20 protein-coding genes are annotated in these 22,001 nt (G+C 69.6%); 3 read left to right on the top strand and 17 right to left on the bottom strand.

The annotated features are described in order from the left end of the window. Nucleotide 1: 1 nt before the first annotated feature. The 5 genes from rodA to N799_RS08795 form a co-directional block, all read right to left on the bottom strand. Nucleotides 2-1,114, bottom strand: coding sequence for a rod shape-determining protein RodA (rodA, locus tag N799_RS08775; RefSeq protein ID WP_036210958.1), 1,113 nt, complete (start codon nt 1,112-1,114; stop codon nt 2-4). Then, the gene (gene mrdA, locus N799_RS08780; protein WP_052101391.1) at nt 1,111-3,066 is read right to left on the bottom strand and encodes a penicillin-binding protein 2; all 1,956 of its coding nucleotides are present in this window, start codon (nt 3,064-3,066) and stop codon (nt 1,111-1,113) included. Before mrdA ends, rodA begins: the two co-directional genes overlap by 4 nt. A 1-nt stretch (nt 3,067) precedes the next feature. Then, nucleotides 3,068-3,553 carry a rod shape-determining protein MreD gene (gene mreD, locus N799_RS08785; RefSeq protein WP_036210961.1) on the bottom strand — a complete coding sequence of 162 codons (486 nt, stop codon included), beginning with the start codon at nt 3,551-3,553 and terminating at the stop codon, nt 3,068-3,070. Next, nucleotides 3,550-4,512 carry a rod shape-determining protein MreC gene (gene mreC / locus N799_RS08790; protein WP_052101392.1) on the bottom strand — a complete coding sequence of 321 codons (963 nt, stop codon included), beginning with the start codon at nt 4,510-4,512 and terminating at the stop codon, nt 3,550-3,552. The genes mreD and mreC overlap by 4 nt, the downstream gene beginning before the upstream one ends. Before the next feature lie 95 nt (nt 4,513-4,607). After that, on the bottom strand, nt 4,608-5,654 hold the full coding sequence (locus tag N799_RS08795) for a rod shape-determining protein (RefSeq protein ID WP_036210964.1): 1,047 nt from the start codon (nt 5,652-5,654) through the stop codon (nt 4,608-4,610). Nucleotides 5,655-5,957: 303 nt separating this feature from the next. On the opposite strand from N799_RS08795, the gene N799_RS08800 reads away from it, so the two are divergent. Beyond that, nucleotides 5,958-6,890 carry a carbohydrate kinase family protein gene (locus tag N799_RS08800; RefSeq protein WP_036210968.1) on the top strand — a complete coding sequence of 311 codons (933 nt, stop codon included), beginning with the start codon at nt 5,958-5,960 and terminating at the stop codon, nt 6,888-6,890. A gap of 18 nt (nt 6,891-6,908) precedes the next feature. Here the strand turns inward: N799_RS08800 and N799_RS08805 are convergent, their stop codons facing one another. From N799_RS08805 to N799_RS08825, 5 genes are all read right to left on the bottom strand, one after another. Next, nucleotides 6,909-7,376 (bottom strand): aminoacyl-tRNA deacylase, encoded by a 468-nt coding sequence (locus N799_RS08805; RefSeq protein ID WP_036210971.1) that lies wholly within the window; start codon nt 7,374-7,376, stop codon nt 6,909-6,911. Between the two features lie 112 nt (nt 7,377-7,488). Further along, complete coding sequence (locus N799_RS08810) at nt 7,489-8,205, bottom strand: hypothetical protein (RefSeq protein WP_036210974.1); 717 nt, start codon at nt 8,203-8,205, stop codon at nt 7,489-7,491. A 286-nt stretch (nt 8,206-8,491) separates the two neighbouring features. Further along, nucleotides 8,492-10,441, bottom strand: a complete 1,950-nt coding sequence (locus N799_RS08815) for a M1 family metallopeptidase (RefSeq protein WP_036210977.1) — start codon at nt 10,439-10,441, stop codon at nt 8,492-8,494. A gap of 78 nt (nt 10,442-10,519) precedes the next feature. Beyond that, nucleotides 10,520-11,290 carry a bifunctional demethylmenaquinone methyltransferase/2-methoxy-6-polyprenyl-1,4-benzoquinol methylase UbiE gene (ubiE, locus tag N799_RS08820; RefSeq protein ID WP_036210980.1) on the bottom strand — a complete coding sequence of 257 codons (771 nt, stop codon included), beginning with the start codon at nt 11,288-11,290 and terminating at the stop codon, nt 10,520-10,522. A 37-nt stretch (nt 11,291-11,327) separates the two neighbouring features. Then, entirely contained in the window at nt 11,328-11,741 is a 414-nt protein-coding gene (locus N799_RS08825) for a hypothetical protein (protein WP_036210983.1), read from the bottom strand. A 98-nt stretch (nt 11,742-11,839) separates the two neighbouring features. Between N799_RS08825 and N799_RS08830 the strand changes: the two genes are divergently transcribed. Both N799_RS08830 and N799_RS08835 read left to right on the top strand, forming a co-directional pair. Next, nucleotides 11,840-13,792: a DNA methyltransferase gene (locus N799_RS08830; protein ID WP_036210986.1), complete on the top strand. Its 1,953-nt coding sequence runs from the start codon at nt 11,840-11,842 to the stop codon at nt 13,790-13,792. Next, a complete protein-coding gene (locus tag N799_RS08835; RefSeq protein WP_036210989.1) occupies nt 13,789-16,761 on the top strand; it encodes a DEAD/DEAH box helicase family protein in 2,973 nt (990 codons plus the stop codon). The genes N799_RS08830 and N799_RS08835 overlap by 4 nt, the downstream gene beginning before the upstream one ends. 10 nt (nt 16,762-16,771) lie before the next feature. On the opposite strand, the gene hslU is transcribed toward N799_RS08835, so the two are convergent. The 7 genes from hslU to N799_RS08870 all read right to left on the bottom strand — a co-directional run bounded on the left by hslU (nt 16,772) and on the right by N799_RS08870 (nt 21,953). Then, nucleotides 16,772-18,175 carry an ATP-dependent protease ATPase subunit HslU gene (hslU, locus tag N799_RS08840; RefSeq protein ID WP_081974860.1) on the bottom strand — a complete coding sequence of 468 codons (1,404 nt, stop codon included), beginning with the start codon at nt 18,173-18,175 and terminating at the stop codon, nt 16,772-16,774. A 3-nt stretch (nt 18,176-18,178) separates the two neighbouring features. After that, nucleotides 18,179-18,730: an ATP-dependent protease subunit HslV gene (gene hslV / locus N799_RS08845; RefSeq protein ID WP_036210994.1), complete on the bottom strand. Its 552-nt coding sequence runs from the start codon at nt 18,728-18,730 to the stop codon at nt 18,179-18,181. A 62-nt stretch (nt 18,731-18,792) separates the two neighbouring features. Next, complete coding sequence (xerC, locus tag N799_RS08850) at nt 18,793-19,668, bottom strand: tyrosine recombinase XerC (protein WP_036210998.1); 876 nt, start codon at nt 19,666-19,668, stop codon at nt 18,793-18,795. Between the two features lie 13 nt (nt 19,669-19,681). Continuing rightward, nucleotides 19,682-20,356 carry a DUF484 family protein gene (locus N799_RS08855; protein WP_036211069.1) on the bottom strand — a complete coding sequence of 225 codons (675 nt, stop codon included), beginning with the start codon at nt 20,354-20,356 and terminating at the stop codon, nt 19,682-19,684. Beyond that, nucleotides 20,353-21,198 (bottom strand): diaminopimelate epimerase, encoded by an 846-nt coding sequence (gene dapF, locus N799_RS08860; protein ID WP_036211000.1) that lies wholly within the window; start codon nt 21,196-21,198, stop codon nt 20,353-20,355. Before dapF ends, N799_RS08855 begins: the two co-directional genes overlap by 4 nt. Beyond that, on the bottom strand, nt 21,191-21,553 hold the full coding sequence (gene lptM, locus N799_RS15975; RefSeq protein ID WP_036211003.1) for an LPS translocon maturation chaperone LptM: 363 nt from the start codon (nt 21,551-21,553) through the stop codon (nt 21,191-21,193). The genes dapF and lptM overlap by 8 nt, the downstream gene beginning before the upstream one ends. A 37-nt stretch (nt 21,554-21,590) precedes the next feature. After that, nucleotides 21,591-21,953: a YbaN family protein gene (locus N799_RS08870; RefSeq protein WP_036211007.1), complete on the bottom strand. Its 363-nt coding sequence runs from the start codon at nt 21,951-21,953 to the stop codon at nt 21,591-21,593. Nucleotides 21,954-22,001 lie beyond the last annotated feature (48 nt).

A 22,001-nucleotide genomic window follows, 5' to 3' on the forward strand; every position in this document is an offset into this window, starting at 1 on the left:
GTCAGTGGCCGTGCACCGGACGGTGCGCGCGCACCGCCATCACCACGCCGAGGCCGGCCAGCAGCGACACCGCCGAGGTGCCGCCGTAGCTCAGCAGCGGCATCGGCACGCCGACCACCGGCAGCAGGCCGGCGATCATGCCGCCGTTGACCACCACGTAGACGCAGAACGCCAGCCCCAGCGCGCCGGCGACCAGCCGCGAGTAGCCGTCGCGCGCGCTCGCGGCGATCCACAGGCAGCGGCCGACCACGAACAGGTACAGCGCCAGCGTCACCACCACGCCGATCCAGCCGAACTCCTCGCTGAGCACCGCGAAGATGAAGTCGGTGGTGTGCTCGGGGATGTAGTTGAGGTGGGCCTGGGTACCCTCGCCCCAGCCCTTGCCGGTCATGCCGCCGCCACCGATCGCGATCTTGCTCTGGATGATGTTCCAGCCGGCGCCGAGCGGGTCGGATTCGGGGTCGAGGAAGGTCAGGATGCGGTCCTTCTGGTAGGGCCGCAGCAGCCAGAACCACGCCACCGGCGCGACCGCCGCGACGCCGGCGAAGGCGGCGCCGAACCACCACCACGACAGCCCCGCCAGGTACAGCACGAACGCGCCGCTGATGCCGACCAGCATCGCGGTGCCGAAGTCCGGCTGCAGCAGGATCAGCCCGGTCGGCACGCCGACCAGCGCGCCGGCCACCAGCACCGTACCCAGCCGCGGCGGCAGCGGCCGAGTGTTGAGGTACCACGCCACCATCATCGGCAGGCTCAGCTTGAGCAGCTCCGACGGCTGGAAATAGAACACGCCGAGGTTGATCCAGTGCGCGCCGTGGCGACCTTCGCCGACCACCAGCACCGCCACCAGCGGCAGCAGCGACGCGCCGAAGATCAGCGGCGTCCAGTTGCGCAGCTGGGTCGGCGGCAGCCGCGACAGGCCCCACATCGCCGCCAGTCCGACGCCGAACCGCGCGCCCTGCGCGACCACCAGCGAAGTCGACTGGCCGCCGGCGCTGTACAGCACTGCCAGACCGATCGCCATCAGCGCGCCGAGCGCGGCCAGCAGCGGCAGGTCGAGGGTGCGGATGAACCGCAGCAGCAGGTCGAGCAGCCAGCGCAGGATCACGTTCATGGCGTGGTGCTCCGGGCGACGGGGGCGTCGGCCGCCGCGTCGTCGGGACCGTTAACCGCTTCGCCGTCGGCCGCCGGCGGCGGCGGCCGTTCGACGTCCTCGAAACCCTCCGGCATCTTGCCCAGCAGCCACGCGTCGAACACCGCCCGCGCGATCGGTGCCGCGGCGCTGCCGCCATAGCCGCCGTGCTCGACCACCACCGCGACGGCGATCGTCGGTGCCTCGGCCGGTGCGTAGCCGACGAACAGCGCGGTGTGGCGCAGGTGGTATGGGAGCGAGCGCGGGTCGGCGCTGACGCTGCCCTTGCGGCTGGAGCGCTGCGCGGTGCCGGTCTTGCCGGCGATGGTGTACGGCGCGCTGGCCAGCGCCCGGGCGGTGCCGCGCGGGCCGTGGACGGTCATCACCATGCCCTCCTGCACCGCGCGCAGGTGCCCGGCGTTGTCGGTGATGCGGGTCGACGGCGTCGCCGGCAGCGCGCGCCACGGCTCGCGGTAGCCGTCGCGACGGGCCTCGACCAACCGCAGTTCGTGCAGGTCGCCGCCGTTGGCAATCGCCGCGGTGGCGCGCGCCAGCTGCAGCGCGGTGGCGATCCAGTAGCCCTGGCCGATGCCGGCGATCACGGTCTCGCCCGGGTACCACGGCTCGGTGCTGACCGAGCGCTTGTAGTCGCGCGACGGCACCACGCCCTCGTTCTCGCCGGCCAGGTCGATCCCGGTCGGCTCGCCGAAGCCGTAGCGGTGCATGTACCGGGCCAGGGTGTCGATGCCCATGTCCAGCGCGAGCTTGTAGTAGTAGGTATTGACCGACTGTGCGATCGACTGGCGCAGGTCGGTCCAACCGTGGCCGCCGCGGTGCGAGTCACGGTAGCCGCGACGCTGGCCGGGGATGAAGAACTCGCCGCTGGAAAAGGTCCTGTCCTCGGCCGTGCGCAGGCCGCTGTCGAGCCCGGCCAGAGCCACCATCGGCTTGACCGTGGAGCCCGGTGGGCCACCGCCGAGCACGTTGCGGTTGAACAGCGGACGCGACGGGTCGTTGAGCAGCGCGTTGTAGTCCGCGTGCGAGATGCCGTTGACGAACAGGTTGGTGTCGTACGACGGCTTGCTGACCATCGCCAGCACCTGGCCGGTGCGCGGGTCGACCGCCACCGCCGAACCGTCGGCCTCGCCGAACGCGGCGACCATCGCCTTTTGCAGGTCGAGGTCGACCGACAGCCGCAGGTCCGCGCCCGGCGTCGCCGGCACCCGCCCGACCAGCCCCATCGGCCGGCCCTCGACGTTGGTCTCGACCTTCTCGTAGCCGATCCCGCCGCGCAGCACCTGCTCGTACGACCGCTCCAGCCCGGTCTTGCCGGTATGGCTGAAGTTGGCGATGTCCTCGCCCATCGCCTTGACGTCGTCGGCATCGACCCGGGCGACGTAGCCGACCACGTGCGCGAACAGCGCGCCGTGCAGGTAGCGGCGGTTGAGGTAGGAGACGATCTCCACGCCCGGGTAGCGCCAGCGGTCGACCGCGAAGCGCGCCGCCTCGTCCGGGGTGATGCGCATCTTCAGCGGCACCGGCTTGAAGCCGCGGGTGGCCTTGCGCGCCTCGTGGAAACCGGCGATCTCCTCCGGCGTGAGCGCGATGATCTTCGACAGCTCCGGCAGCCAGCCGGCCGGGTCGCCCGCCTCGTTCATCGTGACCTCGAGCCGGAACGCCGGCACGTTGTCGGCGAGGATGCGGCCGTCGCGGTCGTAGATCAGCCCGCGGCCGGGGACCACCGGGCTCAGCTTGATGCGGTTCTGCTCGGAGCGGGTGGCGTAGTCCTCGTACTGCAGCACCTGCAGGCGGAAGTACCACAGCGCCAGCCCGGCCAGCGCCAGCACCACGCCGGCGAAGGCCAGCGCGGCGCGGCGGCGGAACTGCGAGGCCTCGGCGGCGGTGTTTTTCAGCAGGCGGCGGGGGCGGCGCACCTCAGCGCCTCCGCCAGTGGCCCAGGCGCAGCGCGTCGAGCAGCACGAACGCCGGCGGCCACAGCAGCATGCCGGTCAGCGGCGCCAGCCAGAACATCGTCGGCAGCGGCTGGATGCCCAAGGCGATGTGCAGGCCGGCGGTGACGATGCGGTCGTTCAGCAGCAGGCCGCCGATCGCCAGCGCCTGCTGCGACATCGGGAAGAACCGGATCCGCGCGCGGAAGCGCTGCAGGATGAAGGCCATCACCACCAGCCGCAGCGCCTGCTCGCCGAGCAGGCTGCCGAACACGAGGTCGGCCAGCACGCCGACCAGGAACGCGAAGCCGAGGCCGACGCGGTCGGGGTCCTCGATCACCCAGTAGGCGACCACCAGCGCCAGCCAGTACGGCCGCAACGGCAGCAGCACCGCCGGCAGCGGCAGCAGGCCGAGCAGCAGCGCGGCGACGATGCTGGCCGGCAGCAGCCAGGCGGGGCGCGGGCGGCTCACGGGCGCGGCTCCGGCGGGGTGGATTCGGCACCGGTTCCGCCCGCCGCCGGATCGTCCGCCTGCGGCGCGCCATCCGCGTCCACCGGCCGCGCCTCGTCGGTGCCGATCGGCGGTCCCGACGGCACGCTGCGCAGCAGCAGCACGTCGCGGCCGCGGTCGAGGTTCGCCGCCGGGCGCACTTCGCCGAGCAGGAACGCGCGGCTGTCGTCCGGCCGCAGCGCGGTGATCGTGCCGACCGGGAACCCGGCCGGGAAGCGCCCGCCCAGCCCCGAGGTCACCACCCGGTCGCCGACCTTGATATCGCTCGACAGCGGGATGCCCGGCAGGCTCAGCATGTCGCTGCGGCCGTTGCCGTAGGCCACCAGCCGCACCCCGCTGCGGGTCACCGCCACCGGCACCGCGTGCGACGGGTCGGTCAGCAGCAGCACCGTCGCGTGCATCGGCAGCGACTCGATGACCTGCCCGACCAGCCCGCCGGCATCGATCACGCTCTGGCCGACCCGCACGCCGTGGTTGCTGCCGGCGTCGAGCACCAGCCGCTGGCGGGTCGGGTCGAGGTCGACGTCGAGGATCGGCGCCAGCTGTACGTCGAGGTTGCCGCGCCGCGCCGCGCCGAGCAGGCCGCGCAGGCGCTCGTTGTCGACCGCCAGCGTCTGCAGGCGGGTGATCCGGGCGCTGTTGACCAGCAGCTCGTTGCGCAGCCGCTCGTTCTCCTCGGTCAGCTGGGCCAGCGTGCCGGCGTCGTCGTACAGGGTGCGGGCCATCTGCCCGGGCCAGCCGGCCACCATCCACAGCGGCTGCACCACCAGCGAGGCCTGCTGCCGGGCGCGGTTGAGCCAGCCACCGCGGTGGTCGAGCACCACCAGCACCAGTGCCAGCGCCAGGTACGCCAGCAGCCGCAGGGTTCCGGCGACATCGCCGCCGCGGTTGGGCGTGGTGGGACCGGCGTAGGGAGGCACTGTCGGGAGGCGGGGCGCGCGCGGCTAGGTGGAGCGGGATGGATTGCTGCGGGATGGGCCTGGCGTGCCCGTTCCGCGGCGGGCCGTGGCCACGTTCACTCCGGCGCGAAGAACTCGTTGCCGTGCATGTCGACCAGCTCCAGCGCGCGGCCGCCACCGCGGGCGACGCAGGTCAGCGGGTCGTCGGCGACCTGCACGTGCAGGCCGGTCTCCTCGCTGATCAGCCGGTCGAGGTCGCGCAGCATCGCGCCGCCGCCGGTCAGCACGATGCCGCGCTCGGCGACGTCGGCGCCCAGCTCCGGCGGGGTCTGTTCCAGCGCCAGCTTGATCGCGGTGACGATGCCGGCCAGCGGCTCGCGCAGCGCTTCCAGCACCTCGTTGGCGGTGATGGTGATCATCTTCGGCACGCCCTCGGCGAGGTTGCGGCCGGTGACCTCCATGCTGCCGTTGTCGTCCTGCGGGTAGGCGCAGCCGAGTTGCATCTTGACCCGCTCGGCGGTGGCCTCGCCGATCAGGGTGCCGTAGGTGCGGCGCACGTAGGCGATGATCGATTCGTCGAAGCGGTCGCCGCCGATGCGGACCGAGGCCGAGTAGACGATGCCGTTGAGCGCGATCACCGCGACTTCGGTGGTGCCGCCGCCGATGTCGACCACCATCGAGCCGCGCGCCTCGGTCACCGGCATGCCGGCGCCAATCGCCGCGGCCATCGGCTCCTCGATCAGGTAGACCTCGCGCGCGCCGGCTTCTTCCGCAGACTCCTTGATCGCGCGGCGCTCGACCTGGGTCGAACCGCACGGCACGCACACCAGTACCCGCGGGCTCGGCCGCAGGAAACGGCTCTTGTGCACCTTGCGGATGAAATGCTTGAGCATCTCCTCGGTGTAGGTGAAGTCGGCGATGACGCCGTCCTTCATCGGCCGGATCGTTGTGATGTGCCCCGGGGTGCGGCCGAGCATCTGCTTGGCCTCCGCACCGACCGCGGCGACCGAGCGGTTGCCGCCGATCAGCCGGTCCTGGCGGACGGCGACCACCGAAGGCTCGTTCAGGACGATGCCCTGTCCGCGGACATAGATCAGGGTATTGGCCGTGCCCAGGTCGATGGACAGGTCATTGGAGAACATGCCGCGAAACTTCTTGAACATCGTCGAATGGGCCGTGGAGAAGGATGCCGGGAGCGATCGGCTAGCCTAGCAACGGCCCCCCGCCCCGGCAACATGGAAACCTGCGCGAACGGGCAGCTTCTGCCGCTGGTTGTCGCCCCCGCGACGCCCGTCACATCGCGCCTTTCACGCAGCCCCGGCGGCCCCGCGGCTGGCCGCGACGGGCGCCGGCCGGTAATCTAGCCGGCGGACGCCGTTCCGGCCTCCAGCCTCCCCCGCGCGACCCGCGCCGACCCGCTTGTGCCCGGCCCCGGCGGCCCGGCTCCACCCGGAGTGTGAATACCGATGTCTGCCCTGATCTGCGGCTCGCTGGCCTATGACTCCATCATGGTGTTCCAGGACCAGTTCAAGAACCACATCCTGCCGGACAAGGTGCACATCCTGAACGTGTCGTTCCTGGTGCCGCAGATGCGCCGCGAGTTCGGCGGCTGCGCCGGCAACATCGCCTACAACCTCAAGCTGCTGGGCGCCGACCCGATCCCGATGGCGACCGTCGGCCAGGACTTCGGCCCGTACCGCGAGTGGTTCGCCGCGCAGGGCATCCGCCTCGACCAGGTGCGCGAGCTGCCGGAACTGTTCACCGCGCAAGCGTTCATCACCACCGACCTGGACAACAACCAGATCATCGCCTTCCACCCCGGCGCGATGATGGAAAGCCACAAGAATCACGTGCGCGACGTCGAGGGCGTCAGCTTCGGCATCGTCGCGCCGGACGGCCGCGAGGCGATGCTGCAGAACGCAACCGAGTTCGCCGAGGCCGGCATCCCGTTCATCTTCGACCCGGGACAGGCGATGCCGCTGTTCAACGGCGAGGAGTTCCGCCACTTCATCGAGCAGGCCGACTACGTCGTGGTCAACGACTACGAGTCGAACCTGCTGCAGGAGCGCACCGGCTGGAACGAGGCCGAGATCGCCTCGCGGGTGACGGCCTACATCACCACCCGCGGGCCGCGCGGCTCGGAAGTCCACACGAGCGAGGGGACGATCGCGATCCCGCCGGCGCGCGAGCGCCGCATCGTCGACCCGACCGGCTGCGGCGACGCCTACCGCGCCGGCCTGATCTTCGGCCTGATGCGCGGCGACGACCTCGCCACCAGCGGCCGCATGGCCTCGCTGATGGGCGCGCTCAAGGTCGAGCATCCCGGCACCCAGAACCAGCGCTTCGACTACGCGACCTTCGCCGCGCAGTACAAGGAGCAGTTCGGCCACGCGATCTGAGCATCGCGTGGCGCCGGCTCACATCACCTGGGCCAGGTGCAGCATGCGCGGCTGGGCGAGCCGCTCGAACTCGGCGCAGGGCATCCGCACCAGGTCGGTGTGGGTGCCGGCGTTGAAGGCGATCGTCTCCTCGCCCGCCAGCCGCGCGTCGGCGTGGACCGGGATGCCGTAGAGGTTGCCGAACGGCGGCATCGCGCCGAGCTCACAGTCGGGGAAGGCATTGCGGAACTCGTCCTCGCCCGCCAGCTCGACCGTCGCGCCGTCCAGCGCGCGTGACAGCCGCGCCATGTCGGTGCGGTAGGCGGCCGGCATCACCACCATCGCCAGCTTTCCGTCGACCTTGACCATGACGGTCTTGGCGAAGTGGCGGCTGCCGATCTGCGCGGCGTTGGCGGTCTCCTGGGCGGTGATGGTGCGGTCGTGGGTGAGGGTCTCGTACGGCACGTGGCGGTCGTCGAGGAAGTGGTGCAGGCGTGGCGCGAGCATGTCGGCGTCCTCCGCAGGCGGGCGTACGAGCCTACGCCTGCGGGCGTGTCGCGACGTGATGGCGGGCTGTGGGATCGACTTCAGCCGCGGCCGCCAAATGGACGTACCCGGCTCAATTCCAGTCGGGCAATTTCGACGGCTGCAGGCCACCGGTCTCGAACACCGCGGTGCGGGTGCCACCGGCCTTCACCGGGAACTCGACCGACAACACCGTCGCCTCGCCGGCGAACTTCCACAGCGCGGCCTCGTCCTCGATGAACATCGCGATCGCCTCGTCGGTGTCGGGGCGACTGGCGTCCATCTTCCGCGGTTCGGTGTCGTCGACGGTGACGGTGACCTTGCAGCCGCCGTAGCAGTCGAAGTCGCCGGCCTCCAGCGTCAGGTAGGCGCTGTCGCCCCACTCCGGGTGGTCGCGGAAGATCAGCCGCACCGGGCGCGGGGTGGCGCCGTCGGTCTCGACGTTCTCCTTGGCGTAGATCGCCGCCGACAGCTGCTGCTCCGCGCCGACCGGTTCGCTCTGGTAGGTCCACAGCGCCTCCATCCGCGCCGCCTCGCTTTCCTCATTGGCCTTGGCGCTGGCCTCGGCGTGCTGCGCCTCGATCCGCGCGGCCGCTTCGCTGTCGGGGTACTCGGCCAGCAGCACGTCGCCGTGGGCCTTGGCGAGGCGCCAGTTGCCGGCCGCGAACTGCTCGTCGAACTGCGCCGCCATTGCCGCGGCGGCCTGTTCACGCGCGGCGGCCTGCTGGGCGCGCTGCGCCTCGGGGCCGGCGGCGGGCTGGCAGGCGGCGAGCGCCAGGGCGGCGCAGAGCAACGCGACATGGATCTTCATCGGACGGTTTCCTCGGAGATGGGCCGGGCCATTGTCCCCCGACGGCGGCGTCGTTGGCGTAGGAGCGACGTGAGTCGCGACCCATTGGCAACCGTGGCGCGGCGTACAACGCGCTGCCCGGTCGCGCGACCGGCACATCGCGTCGATCGAAGCGGGAACAAGGGTCAGTGGGTCGCGACTCACGTCGCTCCTACAGATGCGGCCGCGCAGGATTGCGGACAAAACGCGAATGACAAACAACGCGGCCGCCCGGAGGCGGCCACGTCGGTGCTGCATCGCGACGGGATCAGTCGGCCTGCGCAGCCGCTTCCTCGCCCTTCGCCTTGGCGATCACCGCCTCGACCGAGCCGGTGGTGATCGGGTGGTAACCGGCGCGTGCGTCGGCCAGCACCTGCTCCGCCAGCGCGAGGCCTTCCGGCGTCTTCACCAGCTCGGCGTAGGTCGGCATGATCAGCTTGCGACGGCCAACGCGCTCGAGGAATTCGGCAATCGCCTCGTTCGCCTCGCCGTAGCCGCTGCGCACGGCCAGCGGATACCAGCGCTGGGCGATCTCGCCGTTGGCGGTGCCGGTGAAGGCATACGCCTCGTCGAGCGCGGCCAGCTGTTCGGCCGACAGCGTCTGCGGCATGCCTTCGACGAAGTGCACCCACTCCTGCGTGGTCCACGCATCGGTGGCCGACTTGGACGGCATCTCGCCGCCGTCCAGCCACGCCTTGCGCGCGGCGTCGACCGCATCGAAGCGCGGCGAGGTGACTTCCGGCGCCGAGTCGGGGATGCCGGGCTCGTAGATCCACTGCTCCAGCTCGGCCTCGGTGACCTTGCCGGGGTGCCTGGCCAGCAGGTTGTCCTTCGCGTAGTCAATGAAGGTCTGGCTGTCGATGCCCTGGAAGGCGAAGTGGTCGAAGTAGCCGCGCAGGAACGGGTCGAACACGTCGCGGCCGAAACGCTGCTCCAGGAACGACAGGAACCATGCGCCCTTGTCGTACGCGACCTCGCTGCCGTCGGCGTCCACCGCCGGCTCCACGCCTGGGCGGATCGCCAGCGACTGCGCCGGCGCCGACATGGCGTCGATGCCCTCGCGCAGCGCGTTGCGGGCGATCGCGGTCTCCATGTCGGCGCGTTCCTTGCCGTACAACTCCTCGACGATGCGGTTCTCGACGTAGCTGGTCACGCCTTCGTTGAGCCAGCCGTGGTTGGGCGTGACGAAGGTGACCAGGTTGCCCGACCAGCTGTGCGCCAGTTCGTGCGCGATCAGCGACACCAGCGACTTGTCGCCGACGATCACGGTCGGGGTGATGAAGCTTAGGCGCGGGTTCTCCATGCCGCCGTACGGGAACGACGGCGGCAGCACCAGCATGTCGTAGCGGCCCCAGCGGTACGGGCCGTACAGCTCCTCGGTGACCTCGATCATCTTCTCGGTGTCGGCGAACTCGGCGGCAGCCTTTTCGACCATCGCCGGCTCGGCCCACACGCCGCTGCGGTCGCTGATCGGTTCGAACACCAGGTCGCCGGCGGCGATCGCCAGCAGGTAGGACGGGATCGGCTGCGGCATCTCGAAGCTGTAGTCGCCGTCACGCTCGGCCTCGGGGTCGTTGTCGGCGCTCATCAGCACCATCACGTCCTCGGGGCTGGTCACGTGCGCGGTGTAGGTGAAGCGCACCTGCGGCGTGTCCTGCAGCGGCACCCACGAACGCGCGTGGATCTGCTGCGACTGGCTGAACATGAAGGGCTGCTTGCCGCCCTCGGTCATCGCCGGGGTCAGCCACTGCAGGCCGGACGCTTCCGGCGCGGTGTGGTAGCTGACGCGGATGCGCTCGCTGCGCTGCGGCGCTTCGATGGTGAGCTTGCTGCCCAGCGGCGGCTGCGGCTCGGCCAGGGTGTACTTGAGGTCGACCCACTTGCCGTCCTCGCGCTCGCCGACGACCTTCTCGATGGTCAGGTCGCGGGTGTCGAGGACCAGTTGGGTGGCCTCCGGGTCGACCCAGTCGAGGGTGTAGGTCGCGCTACCGGCGAGCTGCTTCTGCTCGAAGTCGAGCGCCAGTTCCAGCGCGAGGTCCTCGATGCGGACCTTGCCCGGCTCGGCGTAGGAGTGCTGGTCGAAGTGCGCGACGGGCTGCTCGGCCGCCGGCGTGCCTTCCGGCGTGGCGGCGGGGTCGGCGGGCGGCGCGGACTCGCGCGAGCAGCCGGCCAGCGCGGTGGCGCCGACCAGGCACAGGGTCAGGATCGATGAACGCATATCGGGCCCACGGTTACGGGTGAGCCGTCGAGTGTAGCGCCGCCGCCGCAGGGCGGCGAAGTGCCGCGTCTGGCGGCGTCAGGCCTTGTAGCCGGTGTGGATCGCGACGATGCCGGCCGACAGGTTGCGGTAGCTGCAGCGCGCGAACCCGGCCGCTTCCATCATCGCCTTCAGCTGGTCCTGCGGCGGGTGCTTGCGGATGCTCTCGGCGAGGTACTGGTAGCTGTCGGCATCGTTCGCGAACAATTTGCCGAGCCGCGGCAGGATCTTGAACGAATGGAAGTCGTAGATCGGCTTGAACCAGTCCTGGGTGACCTCGGAGAACTCCAGCACCCGCGCCTGCCCGCCGACCTTGAGCACGCGCTGCATCTCGCGCAGCGCGGCGTCCTTGTCGGTGACGTTGCGCAGGCCGAACGCGATCGTGACCAGGTCGAAGCTCGCATCCGGGAACGGCAGCGCCTCGGCGTTCATCTGCACGTACTCGAAGCCGCCCACCTGGCCGCGGTCGAGCATGCGGTCGCGACCGACCCGCAGCATGTCGCCGTTGATGTCGCCCAGCACGATCGAGCCGGTGTCGCCGACGCGCCCACGCAGCAGCCGCGCGATGTCGCCGGTGCCGCCGGCGAGGTCGAGCACCCGGTCGCCCGGGCGCACCTGCGCGGTCGCGACGAAGTAGCGCTTCCACGCGCGATGGATGCCCAGCGACATCAGGTCGTTCATCAGGTCGTAGCTGCCCGCGACCGAGGAGAACACCTGCCCGACCAGCTTCTGCTTGTCCCCGGTGGGGACGTCGCGGAAACCGAAGTGGGTGGTGGCGGGGGCGTCGTGGCGCGGGGTCTGGTCGCTCATGGGGCGGATTATCGCACCGGTGCCGTGTGGAGCGGACCTAGACGCGGCGCGCCGCCTTGCGTCGGCCGGGCCTCGGCCCGCGCGTGCCCAGCACGACGATCAGCTGGCGCAGAACCTCGCGCGCGTCGTCACCCAGCAGGGCCATGCCTTCGAGCATTGCCTGATCATCGTTCCTGGCGTGATAGACCGCCATGGGCTCGGCCGCGCGGGGCTTGCCGAAAGCCAGCTCACCCGCATCGACGCCCAGCATGCGTGCCACGCCCTCGATCTGCTCGAGCTTCGGCATGTGCTTCGCGTTGCGCCAGTTGGATACCGACTGGCTGGTCACGGCCACGCCCTGCCGGGCAAGCAGTTTGACGATTTCGCCATCGCTGAGCCCGGCTTTGCCGCCCTTCTGCAGCGCGCTGTTGAAGCGCTTGGAAAAGGCCGTTCGTCGCTGCTGCATGTCCATCCCGCGACGGTAGGGACACGATCGGCCCGATCTTCCAAGTTGCCCTTGCCTTTGATAGCAAGTCCGACTTGGGAGCCGAAGGCCACTGTGAACCCGTCATGCCCAAATCCCTGCTGGAAGAACTGCCCGTCATCGTCAGGGAAGGCCGGCAGCAGGCCGAGCGCATCCTCGAGGGACTGGAGAGCCGGCGTCGGGTGCGACTGCAGACGCGGGAGTGGGTGCTGCCATCGAAGGATGTCGCCGCGGCGGACTGGATCGCGCAGGCACAACGCGCCGCGCGGATGGGCGAAGGCAGTGGCGACGGCTGGACCAACCGCCTCGTCTACGGCGACAACCTGCTGGCGATCGCCGCGCTGCTGGCCGGCGACGAGGACACGCCGAGCCTGCGCGGCGAGGTCGACCTGATCTACATCGACCCACCGTTCGACTCGAAGGCCGATTACCGGACCAAGGTGCAGCTGCCCGGCGTGGAGATCGAGCAGCGGCCGACGGTCATCGAGCAGTTTGCGTACTCGGATACATGGTCGGAAGGGACCGCGTCGTACCTGCGGATGATCGTGCCGCGGTTGGTGTTGATGCGGGAACTACTTACCAAAACGGGAGCGATCTACGTGCATCTCGACTATCACGTGAGTCATTACGTGAAAGCCGTGATGGATGAGTTGTTCGGAAAGAACAACTTGAATGGCTGCCTTGTGTGGCAACTCGGGACGGGCGCGAAAGGTCGTCAAGAGTGGAGCAATCAGCACAACGACATCTTGTGCTACTCAAGATCCGGAAACCTAATTTTCAACCACGAGGCAGACGAACTCAGGGAACCCTTCGCCGAGACAAGTCTGGCTATGCATTTCAACAAGATAAATGCTGATGGCAGGCGATATCGCGAACGCATCGTCAATGGAAAGAGCTACATCTACTATGCCGACGAGGGCAGGCTGGTAGGCAGCGTGTGGACTGATTGCCCTTCGATGTCGGCAAACTCGCCGATTCTCAATGAGTCCGTAGGCTACGACACACAAAAACCAGAAAAGCTCCTCTCACGCATCATCGCCGCCTCCTCCAATGAGGACTCCATCATCGCTGACTTCTTCGGCGGCTCCGGCACTACCGCCGCGGTCGCCGAAAAACTCGGCCGCCGCTGGATCACCAGCGACATCGGCAAGCCCGCCTGCATGATCATGCGCAAGCGCCTGATCGACCAGGGCGCCAAGCCGTTCCTGTACCAGGCCATCGGCGACTACCACGTCGAGACCGCCAAGACCCACTTCGGCCGCAACTACCGCGTCGGCGACCTGTCGGCGATCGTGCTGTCGCTGTTCGGCGCATTGCCACTTGCGCCGGAAGACAACCCGCTGCGCAACCTCGGCAGCATCGCCTTCGGTGGCAGGAAGACGCTGGTGCTGGTGGACTCGCCCGGCAAGCTCACCGGGGACGCGACGCTGAAGAAAGCGATCGCCCAGCGCGACAACCTGCTCGGCGGCTGGGACCGTGTGGTGGTGCTGGGCTGGAACTTCGAACCCAGCATCGGCCAGAGCATCGCCGCGCTCAACGATGACCGGCTGGAAGTGCTGGTGATTCCGCCCGACCTGCTCGACCGCATGCGCAAGAAGGGCGGCATCGAGAAGCTGCGCGGACAGGTGCGCTTCGCCAGCCTGCAGTACGTGACGCTGAAATCCGCCACGCGCCAGCCCGCGGCCGACGGCAACGAGCGCATCGAAGTGACGCTCGACAACTACGTCCTGCTGTCGCCCGAGGCGATCAACCTCGACGAGGACAACCGCCGGAAGCTGCACAAGGTCATGAACGCCGAGCCGCTCGCGCTGATCGAATACTGGGCGGTGGACCCCGACTACGACGGCCAGGTGTTCCGCTCGGTCTGGCAGGACTACCGCGGCAACACCGCCAATGACGACGACGCCCTGCGGGTGGTGGACCGCGCCGGCTTCAGCGTGCCGCGCAAGGCCGGCGAACGACGCATCTGCGTGCGCGTGGTGGACGTGTTCGGCTTCGAAGCCGAGGTGGTCAAGACGGTCGCGGAGCCGACGCCGTGAGCGAGAAGCCCGTCGACGACCCGCTGATCCTCGCCAAGACACTGACCCGGCGTACCGACCAGCTCTGCAGCGGCCTCGAATCCGGTACCGCGGATCTTTTTGACCTGGTCACACCGACCACGGCCGAGTTGCTGCACTGGTGGTTCGGCGAGGATGCCTGCCAGACCCGCGCATTCAACTTCCACCCGGGCCAGCGACAGGCAATCCTCAACACCATCGTCGCCCACGAGGTGCTGGGCACGCTCGACCTCAAGCTCCTGTACGAGCAGGTCTGTGCCGAAGCCCTGCTCACGGGCGACCGTTTGGCGGAGCTTTCCAAACCGAAGCACGCACACCCCAAGTACTGCCTGAAAATGGCCACCGGCACGGGCAAGACCTGGGTGCTGCAGGCACTGCTGGTGTGGCAGATGCTCAACCGGACCACGGCACAGGACCAGGGCATCGACGACCCGCGCTTCACCCGCCGGTTCCTGATCGTCGCCCCGGGCCTGATCGTCTACGAGCGCTTGCTGGATGCCTTCATCGGCAAGGAGCGTGAAAGCGGCGGCCGTGACTTCTCCACCTCGGACACCGAGCGCTATGCCGAACTGTTCGTGCCGCCGGCGTACCGCGACCGGGTCCGCCAGTTCGTGCAGGGCAATTTCTGCGCCAAGCAGGACATCGGCCTGAAAGCCACCGGCAACGGCATGGTCGCGGTCACCAACTGGCACCTGCTGCAGGAGACCGGCGACGAACTCGCCGAAGCCGAGGCGGAAGAAGAACAGATGGAGGCTGCCGGCATCACGCCCGAGGCGCACGACGTGGTGCGCCAGGTGCTGCCGGTCGTGCCGGGCCGCGCCACCGGCAACAGCCTGGACGTGCTGGACAACCGCTGGGCCCGGGGCCGCGTGATCGCGTTCCTGCAGTCCTTGCCCGACCTGCTGGTCTTCAACGACGAAGCGCACCACATCCATGACCTGAAAAAGGACGGCGAAGCCGACGAAGTGGAGTGGCAGAAGAGTCTGACGCGGATCGCCGAAGGCAAGGGACGCCGTTTTGTGCAGGTGGATTTCTCGGCCACGCCCTACAACGAGCGCGCCGGCCGGGGGCGCAACGCCACCGGCACCAAGGTCTGGTTTCCGCACATCGTGGTGGACTTCGACCTTCCGGCGGCGATGCGCGCCGGGCTGGTGAAGTCGCTGGTGCTGGACAAGCGCCGCGAGGTCGGCGCAATGCCGCTGGAGGCTCTGGAGTTCAAGGCCGAGCGCGATGACGACGGCACCCTGCGCCTGTCGGAGGGCCAGCGCGTCATGCTGCGCGCCGGCCTGCACAAGCTGCGTCGGCTGGAGCGCGACTTCGCCACGATCGATCCGGCGCGACACCCCAAAATGCTGGTGGTCTGCGAGGACACCAAGGTCACTCCGCTGGTCGCCGAGTTCCTCCTCGACGAGGGCCTGAACGAGGACGACGTGCTGGCCGTTGACTCGGGGAAGAAGGCCGAGCTTGGAGAGAAAGACTGGGCGCCGCTGCGCCAGCGGCTATTCGACGTCGACCACCACGCCCGGCCGCGCGTGATCGTCAGCGTGCTGATGCTGCGCGAGGGCTTCGACGTCAACAACATCTGCGTGATCGTGCCGCTGCGTGCCAGCGGCGCGCAGATCCTGCTGGAACAGACCATCGGGCGTGGCCTGCGCCTGATGTGGCGCGACCCCGAGTTCGACGACGTCAAACGCGAGAACAGGGAGCGGATCAACCGCGGGGAAGAGCCAACCAACCTGATCGATATCCTGTCCATCGTCGAGCATCCGCGTTTCGAGGACTTCTACGATGAACTGATGCGCGACGGCCTGGTCGGCACCAGCGGCGAGGACGACGGCGACGGATCCACCATCGGCGACCTGCTGACCGTGCACCTGCGCGAGGATTTCGAGCCCTACGACTTCGCCATCCCCTTCATCCTGCGGGAGGCCGACGAAAGCCTGGATCATCTGCCGATCGATCTGGCCGCGCTGCCGCCGTTCACGCACATGTCGCGCGAAGCTCTGGCCGCACTGCTCGGCAAGGGCGACACGTTCGTGTCGCAGGACCTGCAGAGCAGCACGCTGTTCGGCGACTACCGGGTCGAAGGCAGCGTGATGAACGTCAGCGGCTACAACGAATATCTCTCACGGCTGACCCGTCGCGTCGGCCAGGCGCTGAGCGCGCCGCTGCCGCGGGGCAACCGCGTCGCCGAGCATCTGGATACGCCATACAGGCAGGTCGACAACGCGGTACTGGCGCAGGCGCTGGACGACTACATCCGGGAGTTCCTGTTCCGCGGGTCATTCGAGCCGTTCGAGAACGAGAACTGGCGATTGCTGCTGTTGCAGCCGGTGATCGACCACGTCGTCAAGGTCTTCGGTCTCGCACTGGTGCGGTCCGAAGAGCGCCGCATCATCGGTGGAACCGAGGTGCACTATCGCCGGCTGTCGGAAGTGGACACCATCACCGTCCGCGAAAGCACGTCGATGGAAGTGACCAAGTGCATCTATCCGCGCCAGGGCTGGCCCGCGCGCAGCGGAGGGCTGGAGCGGGCGTTCATCGAGTGGTGCCAGGCGGATACCGGCGTGGAGGCATTCTGCAAGCTGCGCGAGAACCGGCACAGCTTCGCCCGCCTGCGTTACGTGCGCGAAGACGGCCTTCCGGCGTTCTACTTCCCGGACTTCATGGTGCGGACGGCGGACGCGGTGTACATGGTCGAGACCAAGGCCCAACAGCAGACCAGCCACCCCAACGTCCTGCGCAAACGGAAGGCGGCCGTAACCTGGTGCAGCCGGATCAATGAACTGCCGCCGTACGATCGCGGCGGACGCCAGTGGCATTACGCGCTGGTGGGCGAAAGCCTGTTCGAGGACTGGCGTGACAAGAACGCCGGCATGACGGAGCTATTGGCGTTCTGCCGTGTGCGACCGGTGGCGGGGCACGCTGACCAGGGGTCGCTGGCCCTGTGAGTCGGCGACCTCAGAGGATGTACCGGCTCAGGTCCGGATCCTCCACCAGCTCGCCCAGGTGCTCGTCGACGTAGGCGCGGTCGATCGTGACCGACTCGCCGCCGCGGTCCGGGGCGGCGTAGCTGAGGGTGTCGAGCAGGCGCTCGAGCACGGTGTGCAGGCGGCGCGCGCCGATGTTTTCCTGGCGTTCGTTGACGGTCGCGGCGATCTCGGCGATGCGCTCGATCGCGTCGCCGGTGAACGCCAGCGACACGCCCTCGGTCTTCAGCAGTTCGACGTACTGGGTGGTCAGCGCGGCCTTCGGCTCGGTCAGGATGCGGACGAAGTCGTTCTTGCTCAGCGCGCCCAGCTCGACCCGGATCGGGAAGCGGCCCTGCAGCTCGGGAATCAGGTCGCTCGGCTTGGCCAGGTGGAACGCGCCGGAGGCGATGAACAGGATGTGGTCGGTCTTCACCGAGCCGTACTTGGTCGACACGGTCGAGCCTTCCACCAGCGGCAGCAGGTCGCGCTGCACGCCTTCGCGCGAGACATCGCCGCCGCCGACGTTCTCGCCGCGCTTGGCGACCTTGTCGATCTCGTCGATGAAGACGATGCCGTGCTGCTCGCAGGCCTCGATCGCCGCCTCGCGCACGTCGTCCTCGTTGACCAGCTTGCCGGCCTCCTCCTCGACCAGCTGCGGGCGCGCGGCCTTGATCGTCATCGTGCGCTTGTGGGTCTTGCCGCCGGCGACCTGCGAGAACATCTGCCGCAGCTGCTGGCCCATCTCCTCCATGCCCGGCGGCGCCATGATGTCGACGCCGACGTTGACCGCGGTCTCGATATCGATCTCGCGGTCGTCGAGCTCGCCATTGCGCAGCTGGCGGCGCAGCTTGGTGCGGGTCTCGGACTCGCGCGCGGACGGCTCGGCACCGATGTCGACGGTGGTGGTGTTCGCATCGGCCGCACCGAAGCCGAAGCCGGTCGGCTGGCGCTCGCGGCGCGGCAGCAACGCGTCGAGGATGCGGTCCTCGGCGCGCTCCTCGGCCTGGGTGCGGACCTTCTGCTTGGCCTGCTCGCGGTACAGCTTGACCGCGGTGTCGGCGAGGTCGCGGATGATCTGCTCGACATCCTTGCCGACGTAGCCGACCTCGGTGAAGCGGGTGGCCTCGACCTTCACGAACGGCGCGTTGGCGAGCGTCGCCAGCCGTCGCGCGATCTCGGTCTTGCCGACGCCGGTCGGGCCGATCATCAGGATGTTCTTGGGCATCACTTCGTTGCGCAGCTCGTCGTCGAGCTGGCTGCGACGCCAGCGGTTGCGCAGTGCGATGGCCACGGCGCGCTTAGCGTCCTGCTGGCCGACGATGTGGGTGTCGAGCGCCTGCACGATCTCGCGCGGGGTCATGGTGGCGTTGGAAGTGTCGGGTGTGTTGGCCATTGATCAGAGCTCTTCGACGACGACGTTGCCGTTGGTGTAGATGCAGACCTCGCCGGCGATGCGGATCGCCTCGGTCGCCATGGTCTTCGCGTCCAGTTGCGTGTGCGCCATCAGCGCGCGCGCGGCCGACAGGGCGTACATGCCGCCGGAACCGATGGCGATGATGCCGTCGTCGGGTTCGATCACGTCGCCGGTGCCGCTGATGACCAGCGAGGTCTCCCTGTCGGCGACCGCGAGCAGCGCCTCGAGCTTCCCGAGCCGGCGTTCGGTGCGCCAGTCCTTGGCCATCTCGACCGCGGCGCGGGTCAGCTGGCCGTGCTTGGACAGCTTGGCCTCGAACAGCTCGAACAGGGTGAACGCGTCGGCCGCGGCGCCGGCGAACCCGGCGATCACCTGGCCGTCCTTGCCGAGCCGGCGGATCTTGCGCGCGTTGGCCTTCATCACCGTGTTGCCGAGGGTCACCTGGCCGTCGCCGGCGACCGCGACGCGGCCGTCGCGACGCACCGAGACGATGGTGGTGGCGTGGAAGACGTGGGGGTTGTGGCTGGGGTCCATGCGGCCTCCGGGGTCGAACCCCATGGATGGGGATGACCGGCGCGGCACGCAAGGGAGTGCGCTCAGCCCTTCCGCTTCGCCCGCGGATGGGCGGCGTCGTAGACCCTGGCCAGGTGCTGGTAGTCGAGGTGGGTGTAGATCTGGGTGGTGGCGATGTCGGCGTGGCCGAGCAGCTCCTGCACGCCGCGCAGGTCGCCGGAGGACTCGAGCACGTGGCTGGCGAAGCTGTGCCGCAGCAGGTGCGGGTGCACGCGCTTGAACAGCCCCTGGCGCTGCGCCAGCTGGCGCAGCCGGTACTGCACCGCGCGGGGGGTGATCGGTCCGTTGCGGCCGGGGAACACCGGCGCCTCGGACGCGGCGCCACTTTCGCGGCGCCACTCGGCCAGCGCCCGGCGCGCGTGCGAACCGACCGGCACGCTGCGCTGCTTGCCGCCCTTGCCGAGCACGGTGACCAGCCCTTCGGACAGGTCGAGGTCGCGCCAGCGCAGCGCGCACAACTCGCTCAGGCGCAGCCCCGAGGAATAGAACAGTTCCAGCAGCGCGCGGTCGCGCAGCCCCAGCGGGGCGTCGGTCGGCACCTCCACCAGCGCCTGCGCCTCGTCCGGGTCCAGCACCTGTGGCAACTTGCGCGGCGCCTTGGGGCCGCGGATGCCGGCAGCCGGGTTGGCCGCGATCCGGCCCTGCTTCAGCAGCCAGCCGTAGAAGCTGCGACAGGCCGACAGTCGGCGTTGCAGGCTCTTGGGCGACAGCCCGCGGCGGTGCTCGGCGGCGACGAAGCCACGCAGCTGTCCGGCCTGCAACGCGGCAACGGCGACGCCCTGCCCCTCTGCCCACTGCGCCAGCACCGCGAGGTCGCGCCGGTAGGCATCGAGCGTGTGCGCCGACATCCGCCGCTCGACGGCGAGGTGGGCGAGGAAATCGTCGATCGGCGCGGTCATCGGCGGTGCCGGCTCAGCTCCCGAAACGCCCCAGCGCGGTCTCCAGCGCCTCGCCCATCATCCGCAGGAACAGCGTGCCCATGCCCGGGAAGAACCGGTTCGGGTCGCTGCTGCCGACCGCGACCACGCCGGTGCCCGGCAACGGCAGCAGGGCGGTGGACTGCACCTGGCCGGACTCGTCGCCATACAGGAACGCGCTCTTCTCCGGCTGCAGCCGGCCGCACAGCGGTTCGCCGTCGGCCAGGCAGTCGCGGAACGGGGCAAGCCGCGCGTCCTGCGGGTCGACCACCTGCAGCCAGTCGGCGTCCTCCAGCCCGTCGACCGGGCGGAACACCACCAGCCGCACGCGGTCGCCGGCGAAGTCCTCGGCCAGGCTCGCGGCCATCGCCCGCAGCACGTCGGCGGCGTTGTCCTGCCGCATCAGCGCCAGCGTCAGCTGGTGGGTGCGCACGGCCAGCCGCTCGTTCTCCTGGGCGTTGCCGAACAGCTCGTGCAGGCGCCGGTTGAGCTCGCGGTTCTTGTCGCGCAGCACCTCAAGCTGGTAGCTGGCCAGCGACGCCGCCGGGCCCTCGTCGCGCGGCACCACCAGGGTCAGCGACAGGTCGGGGAACTGCTGCAGGAAGCGCGGGTGCCGGCGCAGCCACGCCGCCACCTCGTGCGCGCCAAGCTTCTCGGTCGTCTCGGTCATGCCACCCATTCTCCTTCGAACACGAAACTGGCGGGGCCGGCCATCGTCACCGGTGCATCGTCCCCCGGCCAGGCGATCCGCAGCTCGCCGCCGGGCAGCGCGACGGTGACCTCGCGGTCGACCCGGCCGCGGCGCATCAGCACCACCGCCGCCGCGCAGGCGCCGCTGCCGCAGGCGCGGGTCTCGCCGACGCCGCGCTCGTACACGCGCAAGCGGATGCGCCCGCGCGACTCGACCTGGGCGAAGCCGACATTGACCGACTCGGGGAAGTTGTCACTGCGCTGGAGCAACCGGCCCTGGTGCTCGACCGCGGCGGTGGCGACGTCGTCGACCTCGATCACCGCGTGCGGGTTGCCCATCGACACCGCGCCGAAGCCGACGATGGCGCCGGCGGCGGCGACCACGTAGGTGTCGCGGGCGTCGTCGAAACCATGCAGCGGGATGCGCGCGGGTTCGAACTCCGGCACGCCCATGGCCACCCGGTAACCGTCGCCGTCGCGCTCGACCGCGTGGGTGCCGGCGGGGCTGTCGATCACGAACGAAGGCGTGGTGGCGGCGCCGTCGCGGACCAGCCACGCGGCGATGCAGCGCGCGCCGTTGCCGCACTGGCCGGACGGCGAGCCGTCGGCGTTCCAGATGCCGTAGCTGGCGACGGAACCGGCGGCGCGCGGGTCGCCGACGGTCAGGATCTGGTCGCAGCCGACGCCGGTGTGGCGGTCGGCCAGCGCGCGGCACAGTGCCGGCGACGGCGGTGGCGCGTTGCCGCGCAGGTCGAGCACGACGAAGTCGTTGCCGGCGCCATGCATCTTGCTGAAGCGCAGGCCGGGGCCGGTTTCAGCCATTGCCGTCGGGATCGGCCCCGTCGTCGCCGGTGGTCGCGGGGTCGGTCGGGTCGGCATCCGTCGCCGGCTCACCGGCGGTGTCCGGCGCGGGGTCGACCGGCGCCGGCATCGGGTCGGTACCACCGGTGTCGTCGAGCAGCGGGTCGGCCGCGGTCGGGTCCGGCAGCGCGCCTTCCGGCTCGTCGGCCGGCAGCGTTTCCGGCACGTCGACCTCGACCGGCACGGCATCGGCGTCGGTGTCGGCCGCGGGGGCTTCCTCCACCGCCGGTTCCGGCATCACCAGCGGGCCCTTGTTGCCGCAGCCGGCCAAGGCCAGCGGCAGCGCGATCAACAGCAAGGCGTGTCGTGCGTTCATCGCCAAAGTGTAGCCGCGGCGCCCGCGGCTGCGTAACTCAGGCGCGCGGCGGTTCAGGCCGCGCCCACAGCCAGGTACCGACCACCGCCATCACGCCGGTGCCGATGGCCGCCATCCACCAGCGCGGCGCGGTCAGCCACAGCAGCACGGCGCAGGCCGCCATCGTCGTGACGGCGAACCATTTCGCCCGGCGCGAGACCGCCCCGTGCTCGTGCCAGTCGACGATCATCGGGCCGAAGCGCGGGTCGCGCAGCAGACGCTCGTGCAGGCGTCTGGAACCGCGCGCGGCGGCGTAGGCCGACAGCAGGATGAACGGGACGGTCGGCAGCCCCGGCAACACCACGCCGAGCAGGCCGAGACCGAGGCTCAGCCAGGCCAGCAGCCACCAGGCCCAGCGCAGGCGGGAGGGGGGCGGTGGCGGTGGCGGTGGCGGTGGCGGTGGCGGGGG

Source organism: Lysobacter arseniciresistens ZS79, from assembly GCF_000768335.1.
Lineage (GTDB): Bacteria > Pseudomonadota > Gammaproteobacteria > Xanthomonadales > Xanthomonadaceae > Novilysobacter > Novilysobacter arseniciresistens.